The organism is Parasphingorhabdus sp., assembly GCF_039977335.1.
GTDB lineage: Bacteria > Pseudomonadota > Alphaproteobacteria > Sphingomonadales > Sphingomonadaceae > Parasphingorhabdus.
In genome coordinates this window covers 48,463-69,692 of record NZ_JBDWDI010000004.1, presented here as the reverse complement: position 1 = coordinate 69,692, position 21,230 = coordinate 48,463, and the positions used below count along the sequence as shown (strand labels likewise).

28 protein-coding genes are annotated in these 21,230 nt (G+C 52.0%); 12 read left to right on the top strand and 16 right to left on the bottom strand.

Annotated elements, in window-relative coordinates; translation table 11 throughout:
- Positions 1 to 13 precede the first annotated feature (13 nt).
- The 13 genes from ABJM21_RS07640 to ffh all read right to left on the bottom strand — a co-directional run bounded on the left by ABJM21_RS07640 (position 14) and on the right by ffh (position 9,080).
- Positions 14 to 772 carry an alpha/beta hydrolase gene (locus tag ABJM21_RS07640; protein ID WP_348303518.1) on the bottom strand — a complete coding sequence of 253 codons (759 nt, stop codon included), beginning with the start codon at positions 770 to 772 and terminating at the stop codon, positions 14 to 16.
- On the bottom strand, positions 769 to 1,212 hold the full coding sequence (locus ABJM21_RS07635; protein ID WP_348303520.1) for a GFA family protein: 444 nt from the start codon (positions 1,210 to 1,212) through the stop codon (positions 769 to 771). Before ABJM21_RS07635 ends, ABJM21_RS07640 begins: the two co-directional genes overlap by 4 nt.
- On the bottom strand, positions 1,209 to 1,658 hold the full coding sequence (locus ABJM21_RS07630; protein ID WP_348303522.1) for a GFA family protein: 450 nt from the start codon (positions 1,656 to 1,658) through the stop codon (positions 1,209 to 1,211). Before ABJM21_RS07630 ends, ABJM21_RS07635 begins: the two co-directional genes overlap by 4 nt.
- A gap of 181 nt (positions 1,659 to 1,839) precedes the next feature.
- On the bottom strand, positions 1,840 to 2,487 hold the full coding sequence (locus ABJM21_RS07625) for a DsbA family protein (RefSeq protein ID WP_348303524.1): 648 nt from the start codon (positions 2,485 to 2,487) through the stop codon (positions 1,840 to 1,842).
- A gap of 72 nt (positions 2,488 to 2,559) precedes the next feature.
- A complete protein-coding gene (locus tag ABJM21_RS07620) occupies positions 2,560 to 3,543 on the bottom strand; it encodes a beta-galactosidase (RefSeq protein ID WP_348303526.1) in 984 nt (327 codons plus the stop codon).
- Between the two features lie 86 nt (positions 3,544 to 3,629).
- Positions 3,630 to 4,655: an aspartate-semialdehyde dehydrogenase gene (locus ABJM21_RS07615; protein WP_348303527.1), complete on the bottom strand. Its 1,026-nt coding sequence runs from the start codon at positions 4,653 to 4,655 to the stop codon at positions 3,630 to 3,632.
- Between the two features lie 84 nt (positions 4,656 to 4,739).
- A complete protein-coding gene (rplS, locus tag ABJM21_RS07610; protein ID WP_348303529.1) occupies positions 4,740 to 5,129 on the bottom strand; it encodes a 50S ribosomal protein L19 in 390 nt (129 codons plus the stop codon).
- Positions 5,126 to 5,872: a tRNA (guanosine(37)-N1)-methyltransferase TrmD gene (gene trmD / locus ABJM21_RS07605; RefSeq protein WP_348303531.1), complete on the bottom strand. Its 747-nt coding sequence runs from the start codon at positions 5,870 to 5,872 to the stop codon at positions 5,126 to 5,128. The genes rplS and trmD overlap by 4 nt, the downstream gene beginning before the upstream one ends.
- Positions 5,872 to 6,162: a hypothetical protein gene (locus tag ABJM21_RS07600; RefSeq protein ID WP_348303533.1), complete on the bottom strand. Its 291-nt coding sequence runs from the start codon at positions 6,160 to 6,162 to the stop codon at positions 5,872 to 5,874. The genes trmD and ABJM21_RS07600 overlap by 1 nt, the downstream gene beginning before the upstream one ends.
- 91 nt (positions 6,163 to 6,253) lie before the next feature.
- The gene (locus ABJM21_RS07595) at positions 6,254 to 6,544 is read right to left on the bottom strand and encodes a hypothetical protein (protein WP_348303535.1); all 291 of its coding nucleotides are present in this window, start codon (positions 6,542 to 6,544) and stop codon (positions 6,254 to 6,256) included.
- Entirely contained in the window at positions 6,541 to 7,029 is a 489-nt protein-coding gene (gene rimM, locus ABJM21_RS07590) for a ribosome maturation factor RimM (RefSeq protein WP_348303537.1), read from the bottom strand. The genes ABJM21_RS07595 and rimM overlap by 4 nt, the downstream gene beginning before the upstream one ends.
- Before the next feature lie 3 nt (positions 7,030 to 7,032).
- Positions 7,033 to 7,572, bottom strand: coding sequence for a 30S ribosomal protein S16 (rpsP, locus tag ABJM21_RS07585; protein ID WP_348303539.1), 540 nt, complete (start codon positions 7,570 to 7,572; stop codon positions 7,033 to 7,035).
- A gap of 44 nt (positions 7,573 to 7,616) precedes the next feature.
- Positions 7,617 to 9,080, bottom strand: coding sequence for a signal recognition particle protein (gene ffh / locus ABJM21_RS07580; RefSeq protein WP_348303540.1), 1,464 nt, complete (start codon positions 9,078 to 9,080; stop codon positions 7,617 to 7,619).
- Between the two features lie 277 nt (positions 9,081 to 9,357).
- Between ffh and ABJM21_RS07575 the strand changes: the two genes are divergently transcribed.
- The 5 genes from ABJM21_RS07575 (at position 9,358) to ispZ (ending at position 14,721) form a co-directional block, all read left to right on the top strand.
- Positions 9,358 to 11,013 carry an EAL domain-containing protein gene (locus tag ABJM21_RS07575; RefSeq protein WP_348303542.1) on the top strand — a complete coding sequence of 552 codons (1,656 nt, stop codon included), beginning with the start codon at positions 9,358 to 9,360 and terminating at the stop codon, positions 11,011 to 11,013.
- Positions 11,014 to 11,103: 90 nt separating this feature from the next.
- Positions 11,104 to 11,922 (top strand): diaminopimelate epimerase, encoded by an 819-nt coding sequence (gene dapF / locus ABJM21_RS07570; RefSeq protein ID WP_348303544.1) that lies wholly within the window; start codon positions 11,104 to 11,106, stop codon positions 11,920 to 11,922.
- Positions 11,919 to 13,184, top strand: a complete 1,266-nt coding sequence (gene mtaB, locus ABJM21_RS07565; RefSeq protein WP_348303546.1) for a tRNA (N(6)-L-threonylcarbamoyladenosine(37)-C(2))-methylthiotransferase MtaB — start codon at positions 11,919 to 11,921, stop codon at positions 13,182 to 13,184. The genes dapF and mtaB overlap by 4 nt, the downstream gene beginning before the upstream one ends.
- Positions 13,181 to 14,110 carry a signal recognition particle-docking protein FtsY gene (gene ftsY / locus ABJM21_RS07560; protein WP_348303547.1) on the top strand — a complete coding sequence of 310 codons (930 nt, stop codon included), beginning with the start codon at positions 13,181 to 13,183 and terminating at the stop codon, positions 14,108 to 14,110. The genes mtaB and ftsY overlap by 4 nt, the downstream gene beginning before the upstream one ends.
- The gene (gene ispZ / locus ABJM21_RS07555; RefSeq protein WP_348303549.1) at positions 14,107 to 14,721 is read left to right on the top strand and encodes a septation protein IspZ; all 615 of its coding nucleotides are present in this window, start codon (positions 14,107 to 14,109) and stop codon (positions 14,719 to 14,721) included. The genes ftsY and ispZ overlap by 4 nt, the downstream gene beginning before the upstream one ends.
- A 55-nt stretch (positions 14,722 to 14,776) precedes the next feature.
- Here ispZ and ABJM21_RS07550 read toward each other — a convergent pair whose 3' ends face one another.
- Positions 14,777 to 15,382, bottom strand: a complete 606-nt coding sequence (locus tag ABJM21_RS07550; RefSeq protein WP_348303551.1) for a superoxide dismutase — start codon at positions 15,380 to 15,382, stop codon at positions 14,777 to 14,779.
- A gap of 176 nt (positions 15,383 to 15,558) precedes the next feature.
- Here ABJM21_RS07550 and ABJM21_RS07545 point away from each other — a divergent pair, with 176 nt between their 5' ends.
- Positions 15,559 to 16,125 (top strand): urate hydroxylase PuuD, encoded by a 567-nt coding sequence (locus ABJM21_RS07545; RefSeq protein ID WP_348303553.1) that lies wholly within the window; start codon positions 15,559 to 15,561, stop codon positions 16,123 to 16,125.
- Positions 16,126 to 16,198: 73 nt separating this feature from the next.
- Here the strand turns inward: ABJM21_RS07545 and ABJM21_RS07540 are convergent, their stop codons facing one another.
- Both ABJM21_RS07540 and pspF read right to left on the bottom strand, forming a co-directional pair.
- Complete coding sequence (locus tag ABJM21_RS07540; RefSeq protein ID WP_348303555.1) at positions 16,199 to 17,557, bottom strand: acyltransferase; 1,359 nt, start codon at positions 17,555 to 17,557, stop codon at positions 16,199 to 16,201.
- Between the two features lie 116 nt (positions 17,558 to 17,673).
- Positions 17,674 to 18,723, bottom strand: a complete 1,050-nt coding sequence (gene pspF / locus ABJM21_RS07535) for a phage shock protein operon transcriptional activator (RefSeq protein WP_348303557.1) — start codon at positions 18,721 to 18,723, stop codon at positions 17,674 to 17,676.
- A gap of 167 nt (positions 18,724 to 18,890) precedes the next feature.
- On the opposite strand from pspF, the gene ABJM21_RS07530 reads away from it, so the two are divergent.
- The 6 genes from ABJM21_RS07530 (at position 18,891) to ABJM21_RS07505 (ending at position 21,230) form a co-directional block, all read left to right on the top strand.
- Positions 18,891 to 19,073 (top strand): hypothetical protein, encoded by a 183-nt coding sequence (locus ABJM21_RS07530; RefSeq protein WP_348303559.1) that lies wholly within the window; start codon positions 18,891 to 18,893, stop codon positions 19,071 to 19,073.
- A 149-nt stretch (positions 19,074 to 19,222) separates the two neighbouring features.
- A complete protein-coding gene (gene pspA, locus ABJM21_RS07525) occupies positions 19,223 to 19,894 on the top strand; it encodes a phage shock protein PspA (protein ID WP_348303560.1) in 672 nt (223 codons plus the stop codon).
- The gene (gene pspB, locus ABJM21_RS07520; RefSeq protein WP_348303562.1) at positions 19,894 to 20,193 is read left to right on the top strand and encodes an envelope stress response membrane protein PspB; all 300 of its coding nucleotides are present in this window, start codon (positions 19,894 to 19,896) and stop codon (positions 20,191 to 20,193) included. Before pspA ends, pspB begins: the two co-directional genes overlap by 1 nt.
- Positions 20,194 to 20,195: 2 nt before the next feature.
- Positions 20,196 to 20,576, top strand: a complete 381-nt coding sequence (pspC, locus tag ABJM21_RS07515; RefSeq protein WP_348303564.1) for an envelope stress response membrane protein PspC — start codon at positions 20,196 to 20,198, stop codon at positions 20,574 to 20,576.
- Positions 20,577 to 20,604: 28 nt separating this feature from the next.
- Positions 20,605 to 20,904, top strand: a complete 300-nt coding sequence (locus tag ABJM21_RS07510) for a hypothetical protein (protein ID WP_348303566.1) — start codon at positions 20,605 to 20,607, stop codon at positions 20,902 to 20,904.
- Positions 20,904 to 21,230 carry a hypothetical protein gene (locus tag ABJM21_RS07505; RefSeq protein WP_348303568.1) on the top strand — a complete coding sequence of 109 codons (327 nt, stop codon included), beginning with the start codon at positions 20,904 to 20,906 and terminating at the stop codon, positions 21,228 to 21,230. Before ABJM21_RS07510 ends, ABJM21_RS07505 begins: the two co-directional genes overlap by 1 nt.

Genomic DNA, 21,230 nt, shown 5'->3' with positions numbered 1-21,230 from the left:
CCTCTCCCCTGTCCTACGCTTTTAAAAACCGGAGCATTTCTTGCCCCATTTCCGGCTTCGTTACACTACTCATATGCGTTCCGGGAACGGCAACATGTTGTCCGTCCGGCAGCAGTTTGGCCAGTGTCTCAGGGTCGCCATTGTCGCGATCTTCTGATCCGCATAGCACCAGTGTTGGCGTGGTGATCGTTGCAATCGCTTCTGGCTGCATATCGGAAAATGTCTTCAATAAATGCGCCGCCGCGATCGTATCAATTTTCTGGCTTTTCATAAACTGGATCGCCATCCAGTGTGGGTCGCCGCGCTTCGCCGTATCGCGCAGTTCAATTGCTTTGAGAAAAAAGCCCTGCCGCCTATCCCAGCCCGCCAGACCCTCAAGTCCCATGCCCGCCAAAATAGCCTTTTTCGGGTGAATATCCGAGGTAAGCAATTTGGCGGTTGTCCGAGCGCCGAGCGAGAAGCCGCCTAAATCATAATCTGGCAGGTTGAGATGATCAATCAACGCCAAAACGTCCTTGATCAGCACACCTTGTGGATAGGCAGTCTCTTCATGCGGTGCTTCGCTCTGCCCATGCGCACGCAGGTCCGGCATGATCACTCGAAAGCCTGCATTAGCCAATGCCGAAGCTTGGCCAAATTTTATCCAGTTGGTCTCTGCATTGGAAAATAGCCCGTGCAGCAGGATGACAGCTCGTCCCTCTCCCATTTCATGAATTTTGAGCTTTACGCCATCAAAGGACGCGAAGTCCCAACTCTTTGCTTCCACAGTCATTGCCCCAAATTGCTGCGCCAGGCGACCACATCGTCTGGCTGTGTCTGATGTTGATCTGTTTCCGGATCGAGCATGATACCCGTCTGTTTTTTGGAAACCCATAAATGGCCGACGGGCGTGATATCCGCCGAGTGGTCCAATGTCCCGACTTTTAGCGTGATGGCCGTCGGCGGATTGGTTCCGCTGTGCCAAAGCCGCGTCCCGCATTTCCCGCAGAAATAGTTATATTTCCGTTTGCCGCTATGTGCGGTTGTTTCAAGGATTTTTGGCGTGCCGGTCACAGTCAGGCCATCATAGGTGAACGGGATCGACATTGAAAAGGCGCTGGCGCTCTGTTTCTTGCACTCCCCGCAATGACAGGCATAAGCGGGCGGCACTGGGCCGTTAAACGCATAACGAACAGCGCCGCATTGGCAACCTCCTGTTTGCGTTTCACTCATTCAGGGCCGACATATTTCAGCCATTCCTCGCTGGACCCGGGCTGCGTCTCAAGCGTCGGCACGCCGTCGGGAATAGTGATCCATGGCTGTTTGCTGGACACCCAAAAATGCGCGGCAGGGCTAACATTCTTGCTGTTATCGAGTGTTCCGACCCGGATACTTGCCAGCCCCGGTCTTTGATCATGGGCCGCGCAAATTCGGCTCATACATTTTGCGCAACCTGTGATGGTGCTGATCGCACCGCTGGGTTGCACAAATTTCCCTTCGTTCAATTCACCTTCGATGGTCAGGTCCTTTGCCATGATACCCATGTGCAGACTGAAAGCGCTTCCGGTCCGGCGCTGACAATCGGTGCAATGGCAGGCATAAGGCCGCATTCTGAAGCCCGGTTTGAGTTCGTAACGAACCGCTCCGCAAAGGCAGCCACCAGTGAGTGTCCCTTCCATTACCGAGTCCCTCCTTTCGTGCTAGTTCAATTACGGCCCGAGAAATTCTACAAAAGATACGCAAATTGGGGGTGAAATTCGGTTGAAGCGAATATCATTGTCGTTGAACCGAGTGGGAGCAGAGAACCAGTTTGCCATTCGATCAAGCTAAGCGTTTTCGATATTGTAGGAAAGGGAATTATCAGCGCTTGGCTAAGCCCTTTTGCTGCATCCGCCAAACCGCAAGATCAATCCGGTCCTGCCCGAAAAACGGCTCGCCCTCGAACACCAAAGTCGGAACGCCCCAGTGACCGGCGACCTCCAGCGCTTTCTGATTGCCAGCAATCTCGCTATCCAGTTCCTCCGGATTGGCTTCGGCCTCTGTCTTGAGTTCCGAGAGATCAAGCCCGGCGCGCGTGGCCGCTTGTTCCAGATGATCGCCCTCGTTCCAACCCTGCACCCCACCCCAGATAAGGCGGGACACCTCGTCGGCAAATTCCAGCCCCTTACCGCGCCGCGAAGCCGCCTGCCCCATCCGGGTGAGCAGAAAAATATGCGGCTGATCCTCGGCAATCTTGCGGGTTGCGATATCCTGTATGATCGGATCAGGATTGGGCGGCATCATCGGGATATCCATAAACTGCGCCACACGGAAAATATCCTTGAACACATAGCCCAACCAGTTGGGATGGTTTTTCTCAAAGAAATCCGGTTCGCGAATGGCCAGCGGATAAACGAAACGCTGATTGATTTTGAGGTCATATTTCTGCGTCAGCGCGACATAGCGGCGTGTTGCGAGATAACTATAGGGGGACCGGAAGGACCAATATACGTCTGCTTGCAATGTCATCATCCACTCCCGTTAACGCTTCATGTGCGCTCTTATGATTGGCGGAATTGCAGATGGCAAGCCAGGAACCGTTTAAGGCTTTTCCTTCAACCAAGACGACTCAACGGTCCAGAAAATGATATCGACGCCGAGATAATCTGCCGCGTAATCCTGAAACTCCGCCCGGGTGAATTTCTTGCCTGTTTTGGGGTTGGTATAGGTCAGCGTCGGCCCCTGCACTGCCATGGCGATGAGCGGCAGATCATCCTGATAGCGGTTGAAAAACGGATAGGAGTTTTTCATCTGACCGCGGCGGTAAGGAATGATATCCGGGCCGCCCAAGCCGATGCCATTGGCCTTAGCGAAGTCGAACGTTCGCTCCATATATTTGCGGTCGTTGTTCCACTCGCATGGCCAGAAATTGACATATTGCACGACATGGGATTTCGGAAAGGCCTGTTTTGCAACTCCGAGATTTTCAATCTGCGCCGCAAAATAGGCGTCGCAGTCAAAACCCTTATTCTCGGAATTGTTCCGCACTTCAATAGCTGTTTCCGGTAGATTTATACCAAATAGCTTGCCATCATAGCGTTCCCCTAACGCCCGCAACAGTTTCTGATACCGAGCCCGCACTTTTGAGTTCCACTGGATAGTCACCCAACCAGAACCTTGTTTCTTACCTTCGCCAGCATTGTCATCCTGCCGCACTAGACCACCGTCGTAGATCGGATCCGTTAGAACATAATCGGGAATATTCCGATGGGTAGGAAAGAAGAAGCGGTCCTGTATCTGCAGGAAAAGTTTTTTGCCGAGCGGCTCAAGCAGCTCCAGATCGCGATCAATGCGCGAAAAATCATAGCGATCCTTCTCTGGTTCCAATGATTTCCAGCTATGAATAACTTGAACGCCCGAAATGTAAGCGTGCTTTAGCAGATCGATATGGGTGGCGGGATTGTCACCACCGATGAATATCCAGTTTTCTGGAGTGCGTTTCGCCGCTTCCGACGCTATGACAGGATAGGCTAAACCGATAGCAATAACGAATAACCAAACGGCACGAATCAAAATATGGTTCACACAAAAACTCCCTCAACCACGGCAGGATTGAAGGAGCTTTGTTACAGTTTCAATATAGGTGCGACCAACAGAGGTCGCTCAGTGATTTAGCCCTTTTGCAAATGCTTCCGTCCTAGTAGCTCGGCAATCTGCACCGCATTCAACGCCGCGCCCTTGCGCAGGTTATCGGATACGCACCAGATGATCAGGCCGTTGTCCACAGTCGGATCTTCGCGGACGCGGCTGATATAGGTAGCGCTGTCGCCGACGCACTCAACCGGAGTCGTATAACCTTCGTCCTCACGCTTATCGACGAGCATGATACCTGGTGCTTCGCGCAGGATTTCTTGGGCCTTTTTGGCAGAAATTTCATTCTCAAATTCGATATGGATCGCTTCACTGTGGCCGACAAAAACCGGCACGCGCACGCAGGTCGCGGTCAGCTTGATCTTGGGATCGAGGATTTTCTTTGTCTCGACGACCATTTTCCATTCTTCCTTGGTCGAACCATCGTCAAGGAAGACGTCAATATGCGGAATCACGTTAAACGCTATCTGCTTGGTGAAGACCTGGTTTTCCTTGGGATCACCCACAAAAATCGCGCGGGATTGCTCGAACAGTTCGTCCATGCCGCCTTTGCCTGCACCGGACACGGACTGATAGGTCGACACAACGACGCGCTTAATCTTCGCGACGTCATGAAGCGGCTTCAACGCCACCACCATCTGCGCGGTCGAGCAATTGGGATTGGCGATGATGTTGCGCGCTTTATAGCCTTCAATCGCATCAGGGTTCACTTCCGGCACAATCAGCGGCACGTCTGGGTCCATCCGGTATAGCGAGCTATTGTCGATCACCACACAGCCGGCGGCAGCCGCTTTGGGCGCATATTCCTTGGTCGGACCGGAACCGGCAGCGAAAAGCGCCATATCCCATCCTGAAAAGTCAAAATGCTCGATATTCTGGACCTTCAGCATCTTGCCGGTATCACCCAACTCGACTTCGGTCCCATGGGATCGCGATGAGGCCACTGCGGCAATTTCATCAATCGGGAATTCCCGCTCGGCGAGGATGGTCAGCATTTCGCGCCCGACATTTCCGGTCGCTCCAACAACTGCAACTTTGTAACCCATGAAACTTTTCCTGTGCTGAATATGAAAACAGCCGGTTTTCCTTGTGGGGAGAACCGGCTGCCTGAATTTGTTATGAAGCTTTTCTTATTTCGCTTCAGCGCCTTTGGCTGGCTGGTTCACGCGGCGTTCCGCAATACGTGCCCGTTTACCTGTACGGCCGCGCAGATAGTAAAGTTTAGCACGACGAACGACACCCCGGCGGACCACTGTGATCGATTCAATATTTGGTGAATAAAGCGGGAACACACGCTCAACGCCTTCACCGAAGGAAATTTTCCGTACGGTAAAGTTGGAGCCCATGCCGCGGCTGGTCCGTGCGATGCACACACCTTCAAAATTCTGGGTACGAACGCGCTCGCCTTCAACAACGCGAACACCGATGCGCAGCGTGTCGCCAGCGCGAAATTCCGGGATATCTTTAGAGGCTGCAAATGCTTCTACAGCTTCTTTCTCAAGTGTTTGGATCAGGTTCATGACCGATCTTCCTTTTTCTGTCCTCGCGCACCAGAGGGCGACTGATCCGGAACATCCCTGTGATGCTCCCATAAATCGGGCCGCCTTAGCCGTGTATCTTCCTCTGCTCTTTGTTTCCGCCAAGCAGCTATTTTCGCATGATCCCCCGATCGCAAGACTTCAGGGATAATACGCCCTTCCCATTTCTGAGGTCGGGTAAACTGCGGATATTCCAAAAGTCCGGTTTCGAAACTCTCGTCATCTCCGCTAGAAGACGCGCCCATTACCCCGGGAAGCAGCCGAATGCAAGCGTCTAAAAGCACCAAAGCACCCATTTCTCCGCCAGAGAGGATATAATCACCGATCGAGACCTCTTCAATCGGCCTTGCATCGAAAATCCGCTCATCAAATCCTTCGAAACGACCGCAGAGAATGGTGACACCGGGGCCAGCAGATAATTCCCGCACACGCGCCTGCTTTAGCGGTTTTCCCCGAGGTGTCATCGCCAAGATCGGAGCATCTGGTTGCTGTTCCAGCGCATGATCGACTGCCGATGCCATGACGTCAGCCCGCAAAACCATACCCGCACCGCCGCCCGCTGGCGTGTCATCTACCGATTTATGCTTGTCCGTTGCAAAGTCGCGCATCTGGATGGGATTGCAGGACCATTTGCCCTCTTCCAGCGCCCTGCCCGCCAAAGATGTGCCGAGCGGTCCGGGGAACATTTCGGGGTATAGCGTTAGGATTTGGGCGGTAAATTCCATCACTTTCCCCGTTTCTGCATTTTCTTGGACATGAACGCTCCGAGGATAAAACCGACAGGGGCCAAAACAAGACCGAAGCCAATCAGCAAACTACTCTGCATGTCAGCGTGAAAACTGGTTTCTCGGAAAGCGATAATAGCAGCAATCACTGTTACTATCATGGCCATATTCAAAACGCCTGATATGAGCCACCGGCTCCGGTCAGATAACAGGGGGAAGAGGCGCTGAACAAGAGACGCCGTGAAAATCGACAGGATGAAAAGCAGCGCCAAGGCAAAGATCAATTCCATTTGCTGGTCTCCAGTTGCTGAAGCGTCATACAAGTGTCGGGCGATCCGAAAGCTACTTCTGACGAGAATTCAAAAAATTGGGCACTGCAGATCATTTGCCCTTCCGCGTGTTTTTGATCTCTAGGATAACAAAGGTCATAATCGAGATCATCAGCGCCATAGCGGCATATATTGTCACAGCTTTCAAAGGGTTTTCGCCAAAGTTGCGATCTTCAGAGTAGGCAAGCCACAATATTACCGGTGTCATGATTAACTGCCCGGCCAATGCCGTTGCCGCCATTCGACCAAATTGCTGATATTTCTTACTTAGTTTCCAACCGACAATGGACGGAAGTGTAACCACGACAACCATCATCACTATGAAGAATATCGGGCCGGTCATGGCTCGACAAAATCCGACAGCACAATGGCCGGATCATTGCGCATATCAATAGCACCTACCGGCACCATGAATTTCTTGCCACTGGCGCGCTCAATTTCGATCACATCGCCTGCACCAAATTCATAGATGGCGAAAATTTTGCCCAGTTCCTCGCCATTGTCAGAGACACAGCGCAGACCAATAATATCTATATGGTAGAATTCGTCCTCATCGAGATCCGGCAAAGCGGAGCGTGGGACGTTGAGTTCTGTGCCGCGAGCAGCTTCGGCTCCGTTGCGGTCGGTAATTTCGGCAATCCGTGCAATCGCGCCCATTTTGTGCGGTTTGACGGACTTCAGCGTTAGTTTCCCGCTGTTGTAGATTTTATACTGCTTGAGACTATCGAGACTCTCACAGAAAAGTTTGAGCCGGACCTCGCCGGTCACCCCGTGCGCGCCAATAATGACGGCAAGAGGGACAGACGTGTCCGGATCAACACTGGCCAAGGATTAACCCTCGGACTTTTCTTCAGTCGCTTCTTCCGCCTTAGCTTCCTCAGCGGGTGCTTCCTCGGCTTTTACTTCTTCAGCTGGTGCTTCAGCAGCTTCTTCAGCGGCTGGTGTTTCTTCTGCAGGTGTTTCCGCTGCAGCTTCTTCAACTGGTGCTTCTTCTGCAGGAGCGGCAGCCGCTTCTTTCGCAGCTTCCTCTGCGGCAGCAGCTTTTTCAGCTTTTTCTTCCAAACGCTCAGTGGCTTTCTCGCCTGGCTTGGCTTTATTCGGGTTGTTACGCGCTTCGCGCTTCATCAAACCGGCGGCATCCAGGAAACGAGAAACACGATCGGAAGGCTGGGCACCAACGCTCAACCAATGTTTCGCACGATCCAGATCCAAAATAACGCGCTTTTCGTCATCTTTGGCGAGTAGCGGGTTATAGCTACCGATACGCTCGATAAACTTGCCGTCCCGTGGAGCGCGGATATCCGCGATCACAATTTTATAATAGGGACGTTTCTTGGAGCCACCGCGGGCCATTCTCATTGCTACTGACATAAATAAACCTTTCTAAAACAATATAATAAACTTAATTTCTAAAACTATTTCTTCTTATTCAACAAATTCGCTAAGTCCGGTGGTAGTCCGCCAGGGGACATATCCGGCAGTCCAGGCATTCCGCCCATACCGCCATTTTGACCGCCCATGCCCGCGCCAGCAGCGCCGCCGCCTCCGCCGAACATGGATGCCAGCCCTTTCAAACCTCCCATTTTCTTGATCTTCTTCATCGCCTTGGACATTTCCTGATGCATTTTCAGGAGCTTGTTAACGTCCTGCACCGTGGTGCCGGAGCCTTTGGCAACCCGCACTTTGCGTTTCGCGTTGAGCAAGCCCGGGCGAACCCGTTCCTGCTTGGTCATGGATCCGATAATCGCGTCCATGCGCACCAGAACCTTGTCGTCCATCGCGCCGCCAGCCATAGCTGCCTTGGCTTTTTTCATCCCCGGCATCATTGAGGCTAGCGCACCCAGACCGCCCATTTTGGTCATCTGGCGTAGCTGCGACCGCAAATCGTTGAGGTCAAACTGCCCCTTGGCCATTTTCTCGGCCAGTGCTTCGGACTCTTCCTTGTCGACAGTTGCAGCAGCCTTTTCGACCAGACTGACAACATCGCCCATCCCAAGGATACGGCCCGCAACGCGCTCAGGGTGAAATTCTTCCAGCGCGTCAATTTTCTCGCCGATACCCACAAATTTTATCGGCTTGCCGGTAACCGCGCGCATCGAAAGCGCTGCACCACCGCGTGCATCGCCGTCCATCCGCGTCAGGATCACACCACTAAGATCAACTTGTTCGGAGAAGTTGGTTGCAACATTCACCGCATCCTGACCGGTCAAAGCATCGACGACCAGCAATGTTTCCTGTGGCTTGGAGACGTCAGCTACAGCCTTCATCTCATCCATTAGCTGTTGATCGACATGCAAGCGGCCTGCGGTATCGAGCATCAACACGTCGAAACCTTGCAATTTGGCTGCCTGCAAAGCGCGTTTGGCTATCTCAACGGGCTGTTGGCCTTCGACAATAGGCAAGGTCGCGGCTTCAATCTGCTCGCCCAACACGGCCAGTTGTTCTTGCGCTGCGGGGCGATTGACATCAAGTGAGGCCATCATGACCTTCTTATTCTCTTTGTCTTTGAGCCGCTTAGCGATCTTCGCCGTGGTCGTCGTTTTACCCGACCCTTGCAAACCAACCATCATAATGATCGCCGGTGGGGTAACAGCCAGATCAAGACCACTAACTTCAGCACCCAGCATGTCCGCCAGACCGTCGTTGACGATCTTGACGACCTGCTGGCCGGGTGTGATGGACTTGAGAACCGACTGGCCGACCGCCTGTTCTGTTACTTTTTCAACGAAATCCTTTACAACCGGAAGCGCAACATCAGCCTCCAGCAAAGCAATCCGCACTTCGCGCATCGCGCCGCGAACGTCTTCTTCTTTTAGCGCCCCGCGGCCACGCAGTTTGTCAAAGACGCCGCCGAGCCGGTCGCTTAACTTGTCAAACATGGCGTCTTCCTTTCTCTCAAACCGGCTGAAATCAGGCTAAAAAAGCCCAAAACCGCTCAACGCAAAAAACGCCGGTGGGCGAAACCTCGCTAACCGACGTGTGAGTTTTTTGAACTCGAAACTAAAAACATGAGACAATATGTCTCTCTATTTGCCGTGCCATTAGTCGATCTGACACCGCCCCGCAACCCTCTAAATCCCCTAAATTAAGTAATGTTAACCGGAAATTGAGGATTATGAATGCAATAGGCACGCTGAAAAGTTTTGGGAAACCGTCATGGGGCAAAATATGTCGGAAGAGAATAGCGTCAAATCAGCCAACAAACATGCTGTATCAGCGCGTCGCGATGTTGTTACCAGCCTGATCGTGATCTTTGCGATTTTGATGTTTGTCGGAACCGGCGGCACGGTCATCACCGAAGCGATTGCATCTATCTCTGGATATGGCGGCGGCACTGACAAGATGCTTGTTTCAGCATTTTTGCTGAATATCGCACTGATATTATTTGGCTGGCGCCGTTATCGCGATTTGTCTGCTGAAGTGGTCGAGCGGACTGCAGCAGAAGAACGCGCCCATTCACTTGCAGCTACAGACCCACTGACCGGATTTTTAAATCGCCGGACTTTGTCTGAAAAAACAACCAAAATGATTGCGACCGCGCAGCGCAAAAACAAGAGCACAGCGTTTCTAATGCTCGATCTCGACAATTTCAAAACTGTCAATGATGTGCACGGCCATAGTGCCGGTGACATTGTGCTGAGAGAAGTCGCGGCACGAATTTCCAACGTCATTCCGCCCAATAATCTATTGGCCCGGCTTGGTGGTGATGAATTTGCGTGTGCTTTTGTCTTTGATCCAGACCAACCAGAGCTCGTAGACCGCATTGCCGATGACCTGATTGACAGCATCGCGATGCCAATTGTGGAAAATGGCAATCATCTGGTGGTCACTACCTCTATCGGTATATCGCGCTTTGATTTTGAATCCCAAGGCGTCGATGTGCTCATGAAACGCGCCGACATCGCAATGTACAATTCAAAAAAGCAAGGCCGGAACCGGTTCTGCTGGTTCGATGTATCGATGGAACAAGAACTGCAGACCCGCAACACCATTGAATCGGGCATGCGCCGGGGTATTCCAGCAGGTGAATTTGTACCTTACTACGAGCAGCAAATTGATCTTGCGACAGGAAAACTGACAGGCTTCGAGATGCTCGCACGCTGGGAATCGCCGACACAAGGTCTGGTATCACCAGAGGTATTCATTCCTATTGCCGAAGAAACCGGAATGATTGGTGACTTGTCGCTCAGTGTGATGCGCCAGTGCTTTGAAGACGCAAAACACTGGGATCCAAGCCTCACCGTTTCGGTAAATATTTCTCCTGTACAGTTGCTGGACCCTTGGCTCGCTCAGAAAATCGTCAAACTACTCGTGGAAACCGGCTTCCAGTCAAATCGACTTGAAATTGAGATTACCGAAAGCTCGCTGTTTGAAAATCTCAGCCTTGCGCAGTCCATTGTGGGTAGCCTCAAGAACCAGGGCATCAGCATCGCGCTCGATGACTTTGGTACCGGCTATAGTTCGCTGGCCCACCTTCGCGCTTTGCCATTTGATCGGATCAAGATTGACCGCAGTTTTGTTACGTCGATCTTGGAAAACCCGGAAAGCGCAGCGATTGTGAAAGCCATTACCAGCCTTGGCGAGAGCCTTGGCATGCCAATCACTGCTGAAGGCATTGAAGATAAGGCGATTGAAGACGAATTGCGCAATATCGGCTGTTCCAAAGGTCAAGGTTGGCACTACGGCCGCCCTCTTTCCACGCTACAAACCCGGAAAGTATTGGCAGAGCGGAATTTGCTGCCAGAACAGCCCGAAGAAGCCGTTGAGGAAATCGTCGAACAAAAGCCGGAAGAGCATCGGAAAGCCGGTTAGGCCTCAAAAGTGGTTTGTCAGGACCGCCTGATATAGCACCAATGTTCGAAATGCTGGACTTGGTAGGCCTGCCCCCCTAAATCGCCCATCATGACACGCGGGCAATTTCACAAAATGCATGGATTGGGCAATGACTTTGTCATTATCGATGCGCGCGCGCCTGAAATATCGAATTCTTTGACCATGCCGCCGGCAAAAGCCGCGGCCATCGCACATCGACACCATGGTATTGGCTGCGATCAGCTGATCATTTTGAAGCCATCCGACAAAGCTGATGTCCGGATGCAAATTTATAATGCAGATGGCGGTGAGGTTGAGGCTTGCGGTAACGCGACGCGCTGCGTCGTAAAATTGCTCGGTGATGGAACATCCATCGAAACAGATGGCGGAATGATTTCTGGCCAGGTGACCGATGAGGGCGCGATCGTCGACATGGGGAACCCCCGTTTCGATTGGAACACCATCCCCCTCGCCTATGCCATGGATACGCTGCATATGCCGGTCGGCTGGGAAGATTTGCAGGATCCTGCAGCCGTCAATGTCGGTAATCCCCATGTTATTTTCTTTGTAGAGGATAGCGATGCTGTCGAACTTGATCGCCTAGGGCCGATGATCGAGGTTGATCCCCTATTTCCGGAACGCGTGAATGTGAATGTCGCGCATATAAACGGTAACGATATCCACTTACGCGTCTGGGAACGCGGCGTCGGTCTAACCCGCGCTTGCGGTACAGGGGCCTGCGCAACCGCTGTGGCGGCGATCAAGCGCGGATTGGTGCAAAGCCCTGTCAACGTCCATCTGCCCGGCGGAAAGCTTGTTTTGTCATGGCAGGATGGCGGCCCCATCATGATGCAGGGTCCCACCACATATGTCTTTTTTGGCGAAGCCAATTGGGATGATTTTGGATGAGTGGTCCAGATATCATCAGCATGGGATGCCGCCTGAATATCGCGGAAAGCGAAGCAATTCGTCAGCGCATCAATGCATCCAAGGTCAATGCGGATGAACTTATCATCGTCAATAGCTGTGCAGTGACCAATGAAGCGGTGCGCCAGACCCGCCAAGCCGTCAGACGGGCCAAGCGGGACAACCCCGATAAAACCGTCGTCGTAACAGGCTGTGCTGCGCAGGTTGATCCCGACATGTTTGCCAATATGCCTGAAACATCTGGCGTCGTCGGCAATTTCGACAAATATGACGCGGATAATTTCAAATTTGGTCTGGAAACGAACCGGCCAGACATCCGTGTCTCCGACATCATGCAGGTCAAGGAAACTGCGCCGCATATGGTCAGTGCCTTTGCCGAGCGATCCAGAGCCTTTGTCGAGGTACAAAATGGCTGTGACCACCGCTGCACCTTTTGCATCATTCCTTACGGCCGCGGCAACAGCCGATCAGTGCCAGCAGGTCAAGTGGTCGATCAAGTCAAAGCTTTAGTCGACAAAGGCTTTAACGAGGTTGTTCTAACCGGTGTTGATGTGACCAGCTATGGCCCTGATCTGCCAGGAAATCCTAGCCTGGGGCTGCTCGTTGAACGGGTTTTGAACCATGTTCCTGCGCTTAAACGGTTGCGGTTGTCGTCAGTTGATGGCGTAGAAATTGATGAGCGCCTGTTTGACATTCTGACCGGCGAAAGCCGGATGATGCCCCATGTGCATCTCTCGCTACAATCTGGCGACAATATGATCCTCAAACGGATGAAGCGCCGCCACAGCCGAGAGCAAGCCATAGAATTGGTTGCGCGCCTGAAGGAGAAACGCTCTGAAATTGCCATAGGTGCTGATATCATTGCGGGCTTCCCCACCGAAACCGGCGATATGTTTGCCAATAGTGTCGATATTATCGACCAATGTGACGTCATTCATGGCCATATATTTCCTTATTCGCCGCGACAGGGCACGCCCGCCACCAAAATGCCGCAAGTTGATGGCGCCATCATCAAGGAACGTGCGAAGATCTTACGGCAAACGGTCAACGAAAAGGCGCAGGTCTGGCGCGACAATCTGGTCGGTACACGTCAAAATATCTTGTGCGAGTTAAATGGCAAAGCTGGATATGCGGAAAATTTTGCCCATATAAGCTTTGAAGAAACCATGCCAGAAGGCCAAATCATCCCAGTAGAAGTCATTGCATCCGATGGCCGTAACCTGATCGGAAGAAAAATTATATGAGTGAAAAACCGGGATGGAAGGACCGTCTGTTCGGCGGCTTCAGCAAGACATCAGGCCGTCTCACCGAGAATCTGACAGGTCTTGTGACCAAGGCCAAGCTGGACGATGCGACCCTTGATGAAATCGAAGACGCATTAATCATTTCAGATCTTGGCCCGGCAACAGCCGCCGCTATCCGCGAGAAACTCTCCAACGAGCGTTTTGAGAAAGGGCTTAGCGAACATGCAGTCCGTGAAATCATCCAGTCGGAAATTGCAGGGATATTGGAGCCGGTAGCTGTGCCGCTGGAAATCGATGCCTTCCCTCGTCCTCAGGTGATATTGGTGATCGGAGTTAATGGCTCTGGCAAAACTACCACGATCGCCAAACTCGCACATCTGTTTCTGGAGCAGGATTATGGCGTGATGCTGGCCGCCGGAGACACTTTTCGGGCCGCGGCCATAGGACAATTGAAAGTCTGGGCCGAACGGCTAGGCGTTCCGATTATCAGCGGCAAAGAAGGCGGCGATAGTGCCAGCATCGTCTATGAGGGCGTCAAACAGGCCACTGCCACCGGCATCGACGTGTTAATTGTCGATACAGCCGGACGCTTGCAAAACCGTACAGAGTTGATGGATGAACTAGACAAGATCCGGCGGGTCTTGGGACGGCTTAATCCAGAGGCTCCACATGATGTCGTTCTGGTACTGGATGCGACGACAGGACAAAATGCTCTGTCCCAGATTGAAGTATTTAAGGAAGTGGCAAAGGTGACCGGCTTAATCATGACCAAATTGGATGGGACCGCGCGGGGCGGTGTCCTTGTCGCCGCAGCCAAGCAGTTTGAAATGCCAATCCATGCTATTGGTGTCGGAGAAACAATGGAAGATTTGCGGCCATTTGATGCCAATGATCTGGCCGCAGCAATAGCAGGAATCGAAGAATGAGCGATGACGTCATTAACGTAGAGCCCAAGAAGGAAAATAAGGGCTTGGGTTTCGCCCTCGACTTCGGGCCGCTGTTGGTATTTTTTCTGGCTTACAAATTCTCTGGTATCATTGCCGGGACCGCTGCCTTCATGGCAGCCATCCTGATCGCCGTGATCATATCAAAATGGAAGATCGGCAAAATTTCCCCGATGCTCTGGCTCTCTGCGGTGTTGGTCATTGGATTTGGCGCTCTGACCATCTATTTCAACGATCCGCGCTTCATCCAGATCAAGCCTACCATCATTTATACCGGCTTTGCGGTTATATTGGGTGTTGGATTATTGCGCGGCAAGGCGATGCTCAAATATCTGCTGCAAGCCGCCTATGAAGGGCTTTCAGACGAAGGCTGGTTAAAATTATCACGCAATTGGGCGATATTTTTTGTAGCCATGGCGTTGCTCAACGAGGCCATGCGAATGACTCTCAGTTTTGACCTATGGCTTACACTGAAAGTATGGGGCATCACTATCTTGTCCTTCATTTTCGCGATCGCCAATGTGCCGATGTTGATGCGCCACGGTCTGGACCTTGGGCAGGACGATGAAGCAGAGGAAACGGCTTCCAAATAAAAACCGCGCCCCACACTAGGTGGAGCGCGGCTCTCTATTCTTTTGAATAAAGTGTTTAGCCCTGATCGGCGCGGCTCACACCTTCACCGTCGAGATTTTGGGCCACAAAATCCCAATCAATCGCATTATCGAGCAAAGCGGAAACATAGTCCGGACGCGCATTTTGATAGTCCAGATAATAAGCATGTTCCCACACATCGATGGTCAGCAGCGGCTTCATATCATGCGCAACGGGGCTATCAGCGTCATGCAGAGAGGTGATCTCCAGCTTGTCACCGTTTAGCACCAACCATGCCCAACCGCTGGCAAAGTGACCGGTAGCTTCGGCCTTGAACTTTTCTTTAAAGTCTTCGACCGAACCAAAATCAGCTTCAATGCGGCTTTTCAGCTCTGCAGGCATTTCTTTCTTTTCAGGGCTTAGGCACAGCCAGTAAAAGCTGTGGTTCCAGACCTGTGCGGAATTGTTGAACAAACCGCCATCAGAGGCTTTGATGATCTCTGACAGTTTTTTGCCGGCATGATCCGTTCCTGCGATCGCATCGTTGGTTTTGGTCACATAGGCGTTGTGATGTTTGCCATGGTGAAAATTGAATGTGGCTTCAGAGATTAACTCTCCAAAAGCAGTTTTCGCATAAGGTAACGGGGGGAGTTCAAAGGACATTGAGAATTTTCTCCATGGTTAGAATGACTTTCAGACAGCGCATATGGTGTCAAAAGGGTCCGTGAGCAACTGCCCTTTAGAGCATGAGCACAAGTAACAGTGTTTTTCCGTGACAAAAACGGCTTGAAGGCATAATATTACAGCATTGTTACAAGCTTTTTTGGGGGAAGAAGAAAATGGCGAAGTTTTTTGGAAATTTGAATTTGGTGATGTTGGTGGGCCTTTTGCTCGCCATTTTGGTCATTGTTGGGATTGGGCCACTCGGTGATCAAGCCAACGGTCTTTTCCGCTGGCTGCACACATTTTTCGGCGTTCTGTGGATCGGCCTGCTTTACTATTTTAACTTTGTTCAAGTCCCGCAAATGCCTAATATTCCAGACGAAGCTAAACCGGCGGTGTCCAAGCATATCGCACCGAGCGCTCTGTTCTATTTCCGCTGGGCCGCTTTGTTCACCGTCATTACCGGATTGGTCGTCGCACATCTGACTGGCTATCTAACCCAGGCGCTGCTTCTGCAGGAAGGTTATCTGCTAATCGGTATTGGTATGTGGATGGCGCTGGTCATGGCTTTTAACGTCTGGTTCCTTATCTGGCCAAACCAGAAGAAGGTTCTCGGCATGGTTGAAGCAGATGCGGATGCGAAGGCCTCTGCAGCCAAAATCGCATTGGCGGCATCGCGGACCAATACTCTGCTGTCCTTGCCGATGCTCTATTGCATGGTGAATGCCAATCTCGGCGGCTAATCTGGATACAAACGATTACGGAAAGAGGGCTTTGCAGCCCTCTTTTTTTTGGCTTGTTTGTCGGTGACCAGAACTAACTAAGCCGCTTTGCCAACTTATGGGCCGGGCCAAAGCCGATAAAGGCTGCACCGATAAATGGCATGGCAACAACCCATAGACGAACACCTGTCACACCCAGCGGACTTGCAATACTAATTGCCGCAGTGGACGCTAGGCCAGCGCAAACGAACAGCAAACCGACAATTAGCCGCCAGTGTGGGAGATCATCTCTATCGCCCCCTCCGCCGGCTCCAGCTTGCTCATATTTCGCAAAGATCATAATCAGTGGGAGCAAAGCTGCGATGTAAAGCGCAAACCATATTGGTCGCGCAAACCACCAGGCACCGCTTCCAGGAGCGACTTCCAGACCAACTCCGCCCAGCAGCCAGGCCGCAACCATGACGAAGACAAAGGCCGTTAAATGCCAGAGATAGGTGGTCATGATCATGCCGTTGACCAGCACGACGCCGGTCCAGATTTTCAGGTTGTCCAGCATGCGCCGAGCTATCGGTTCCAATGCGAGCGCAATACCGGTTTGCGCAATGCCAAGCGCTAACAGGGCGATGGTCGGAGGCATACTGTTGCTCACTGGTTCGCCGGGTACGCCTATCATCGCAACAGGATAAAGGCCGAAGCCGACCAGCAATCCCAGTGCCGTCAAACCGCCAATGCCCCATGCCAAAGCCTTTGTGGGGTTGGAAAAATAACCTTCACTCCATGCATAGCCAAGCTGATGTACGGCCAGCCAGACAAAGGCAAAGTTCACAAAATTCACATGAGCTATTTGGAGCATGAAAGTCGCGGCATCGATCAAGACCGCGCCAGCTAGGAGACCCCAGAAAGAGGCCATGCCAAAGCGTTTCCACGCCGCATGGGTCAACGGGACCACTGCGCTGACCATAAGATAGACAGCTAGGAACCATACTGGAATCAGGGCCAGTTGGGCAGCAAGCTCAACGATCTTCCGGTCCACGCCCATTGCTGTGCCAAACAAGGCAAAACCAGTCCAAATCAGAAAAAGCGGGAGGACCGGGTTGATCAGGCGTCGCAATCGTCCGGTAAACCAGCCTGCATAGCTGCCATCTTTCCGCTGGTTGGCAGACCAGGACAGTGCATGGGAAAAGCCCCCGACAAGGAAGAAAATCGGCATCACCTGAAAACCCCAGGTCAGCCATTGCGTCCAAGGCAATATGCCAAGCAGATGACCACCCTGAACGGCACCGTCTTCGATATAAGGGGCCGCGACCAGCCAATGGCCGACCACAACAGCAAGGATTGAAAAGGCACGCAGGAAATCGACATAGCGATTGCGTTCAGGTGGCGCTTTGCGGGCCATTTCTTCGGCCCGGGACCATAAAGTCCGTTTCGCCGCCGTCTCAACGCCTTCGCTCATATAATGCCCTCACATCCCAATGTAACAGATATTTACGTAATCATTGCCTGCCCCGGTTCAAGGCCCGGTTCAAGGGAAGCATGGTGTGAGGCTAAGACCGTAATGCTAACAAATAGCTACCCCAATAGGTCGTGGCGTTTCAGGGAATGGCGCAATTGGTCGTAGGTCAGATTGAGCGCTTTGGCGGTTTGCCGCTGGTTATAACGTGATTTCGCCAAAGCGGCCTCCAATATGCGTTTTTCGAAGGCTTCCACGGCTTCCTTCATATCATCTACCGCTGCATAAGTCGGTTCCGCGGCAGGAGCAGCAGGCGCTGGAACCTCCTCGATTTTGTCAGGCGCGTGATCAGCCTCAGCGGGCTGTGTTTGCAGCGATGGCATTTCTTTGGGCTTCCACGGCGATTCAAACGGATCAAAGACAATATGGTCAACAGCCCGCGTATAATCACCCCATTGATAAACAGCGCGTTCGATCACATTGCGCAACTCGCGAACATTGCCGGGCCATTGATGGCGTCCCAGCGCTTCGGAGGCAAGTTGTCCGAAACCGGGCCATTGCTCCCATTCCAGCTCCGCAGCCATGCGCCGTCCAAAATAGTCGGCCAGCACCGGAACATCGCCCTCACGATATCGCAGCGGCGGCAGCGTCACGACTTCGAAGGACAGCCGATCAAGCAAATCTGCCCGGAATTTTCCTTCATCAGCCATTTTGGGAAGATCAGCATTGGTTGCCGCAACAATCCGCACATCCACGCGCTGCGGTCTTGAGGAACCAATACGCGTAATCTCGCCATATTCTACCGCACGCAGCAATCGTTCCTGTGCTGCCGAAGACAAAGTACCCAGTTCGTCGAGAAACAAGGTGCCGCCATCCGCTTCTTCAAAACGCCCCACCCTGTTTTTGGTCGCCCCCGTAAAAGCGCCTGCTTCATGGCCGAATAATTCCGCCTCGATCAGCGTTTCAGGCATGGCAGCGCAGTTTAATGTCACCAAAGGACCATCCCAACGCATACTCAAGCGATGGAGACGTTCCGCGATCAGCTCTTTACCTGTGCCGCGCTCCCCGATAACAAGGACAGGACGGTCCAGAGTGGCCGCCCGGCTTGCTTTTTCGACGGCATCAAGGAAAGCCCCAGACTCCCCGATAAACTGATTTTCGCGTTCCATGACCAATATATAGTGCAAATTCCCATTAAATAGCAATTAATACCATATTCATTTTGGTAAAAATTTATATTATCTTTATATTTCAGTACTTTATAAAACTGGCACGCCTCCTGCAATGTTAGTTTCGAACCCGCAAGGGACTTGAGATCGACCAATCGGAGGACAAAATGTCAGCAACCACAAAAACAAGCAAATTTGCAAATTTGAGCAGAACCGATGTTTCTGCGATCATTTCCGTCTTGCTTTTCAGCTTGACGATTTTGATCAGCGCCGTGGGCCCTGCCGAAGCGCAAGGCCCGACCATCTCCGAAGATGGTACAATTTCCCCTACTGTCAGCTACAAGGCGTGACAGGCGAAATGGCCGGGACCCCTTCATTTCCCCTTGCCGAAGTACGGTCCCGGCCACCTTTCCAGATTGAAGACGTAGAATTTATTGAAGACCAGCCTGAACGTTCGAACCATTCCAGGCACAACGCTAGCAACTACCGGAGTTTAACCATGGGTATTTTTTCAAGAACACGCGATATCATCGCTGCCAATGTCACAGACATGCTGGACAAGGCGGAGGACCCGTCAAAACTGATCCGCATGATCATCCTGGAAATGGAAGAAACCCTTGTCGAAGTCCGCGCCTCTGCTGCTCGCACGATTGCTGATCAAAAGGAAATGCGCCGGCATATTGATAAGCTGAACCAGCTCACCGAAGATTGGAATGAAAAAGCACAATTGGCTCTGTCCAAGGATCGCGAAGATCTTGCCAAAGCGGCATTGATTGAAAAACGGAAGGCCTCTGATATGGCCGAACAGCTAACGGTGGAAATTCAGGTACTGGATGACGCCCTGCGCGCTTCGGAAGGCGATATCGCCAAGCTGCAAAAGAAACTGCAGGAAGCACGCTCTCGTCAGAGCAGCCTGGTCAATCGCCTAGAAAGCGCTGAGAACCGCTATAAAATTCGCGAGATGTATAATGGCGACAAAGTTCAGGATGCATTTTCCAAATTTGAATATCTGGAGCGCCAGGTAGATTATGCCGAAGGCCGCGCCGATGCCCTGGATATGGGCGGTGAGCCGAATACGCTAGAAAACCAGATTGCCGCTCTGGAAAGCAGCGACAAGGTTGATGATGAACTGGAAGCCATGAAGGCGGCCATGAAGAAAGGTGACAAATAATGGAAAACATACTCGTACCGATATTTGTTGTCGGGATGCTCTTTATCGGCCTGCCCTGGATCATCTTTCACTATGTTACCAAATGGAAGACCGCTGCGACCATCACCAATGAAGACGAGCAACTACTGGACGAATTACACAGCATGGCTCGCAAGCTGGATGACCGGATGGAAACGATTGAGCGGATCATGGCTGCAGATAATCCTGACTGGCGTCAATCGGCGCTACCGGGCGCAAGCAATGACCCTAAACCGACACTTGAAAACTTCGATAACCTTTTGAAAAAAGAGAGGCGCTGAACATGACTTCTACAAGGACGAAATTTTATCTTGATAAAAAACGAGCCAAATGGAGTGGTGTTTGTGCCGGAATATCGGACTATACCGGCATCAACGTCGTATGGGTCAGATTGGCAGCTGTCATAGCAACCGTAACATTTGCTTTTCCTTGGACCTTGATCGCTTATTGGATCGCCGCAAAATCTGCTGATGCGAAACCAATGGAACTATATGGCGACAAAGAAGAACGGGAATTCTGGCAAGGTGTTCGCCAATCCCCTCGCCGGACAGCACGCGACGTGAAATCACGGTTCCGCGAGATAGATCGCCGCCTGGCCGACATGGAAATGTACTATACAAGCAACAACAGCGCGCTCTCGAACGAGATTGAGCAACTGCGCTAAGAGATATAAGAGATTTAAGGAGGTTAATATGAATTGGGGTGGACCGGGATTTGTAATCGCTATCATCGCAGTTTGCTATGCTGGCTGGATTATCAACAACTGGATCAGAGCAAAACATGGCTACCCACTCGAAGATGAATGGGGCGGAACAACCGATAGGGGCGATCCGAAGGCCGAACGCAAAATCGAGTTGCTTTCCAATGAGAATGAAGAACTGGTCGGCAAAATTGACCGGCTGCAAGAGCGCCTTGCTGTACTGGAACGGATCGCTACCGATCCTGCCAAACGGACAGCAGATGAAATAGAAGCATTGCGGGAGAAGGGTTGATGGAACCGGACAAGGCAGCATTCATATTGGAAATACTACCCTACGCCTCCGTAATTGTCGGCTTTGCGGTTACCGGTTGGGTGGTGACAACCTGGATGCGGATCAAAAACGGATATCCGCTTGAAGGGAGCTGGGGTAATGCGCTCCATCCCAAAACGGATCAGGAAGCGGTCGAACGAGTCAAATTGCTAACGACCGAAAATGCAGAGCTTCGCGCTGAAGTTGGATCGATGAAAGACCGCCTCGCGAATGTCGAGCGGATCGTGACTGACGACAGCCACAGACTGACGAACGAAATCGAAGCGCTACGCGCACCCAAGAATTGA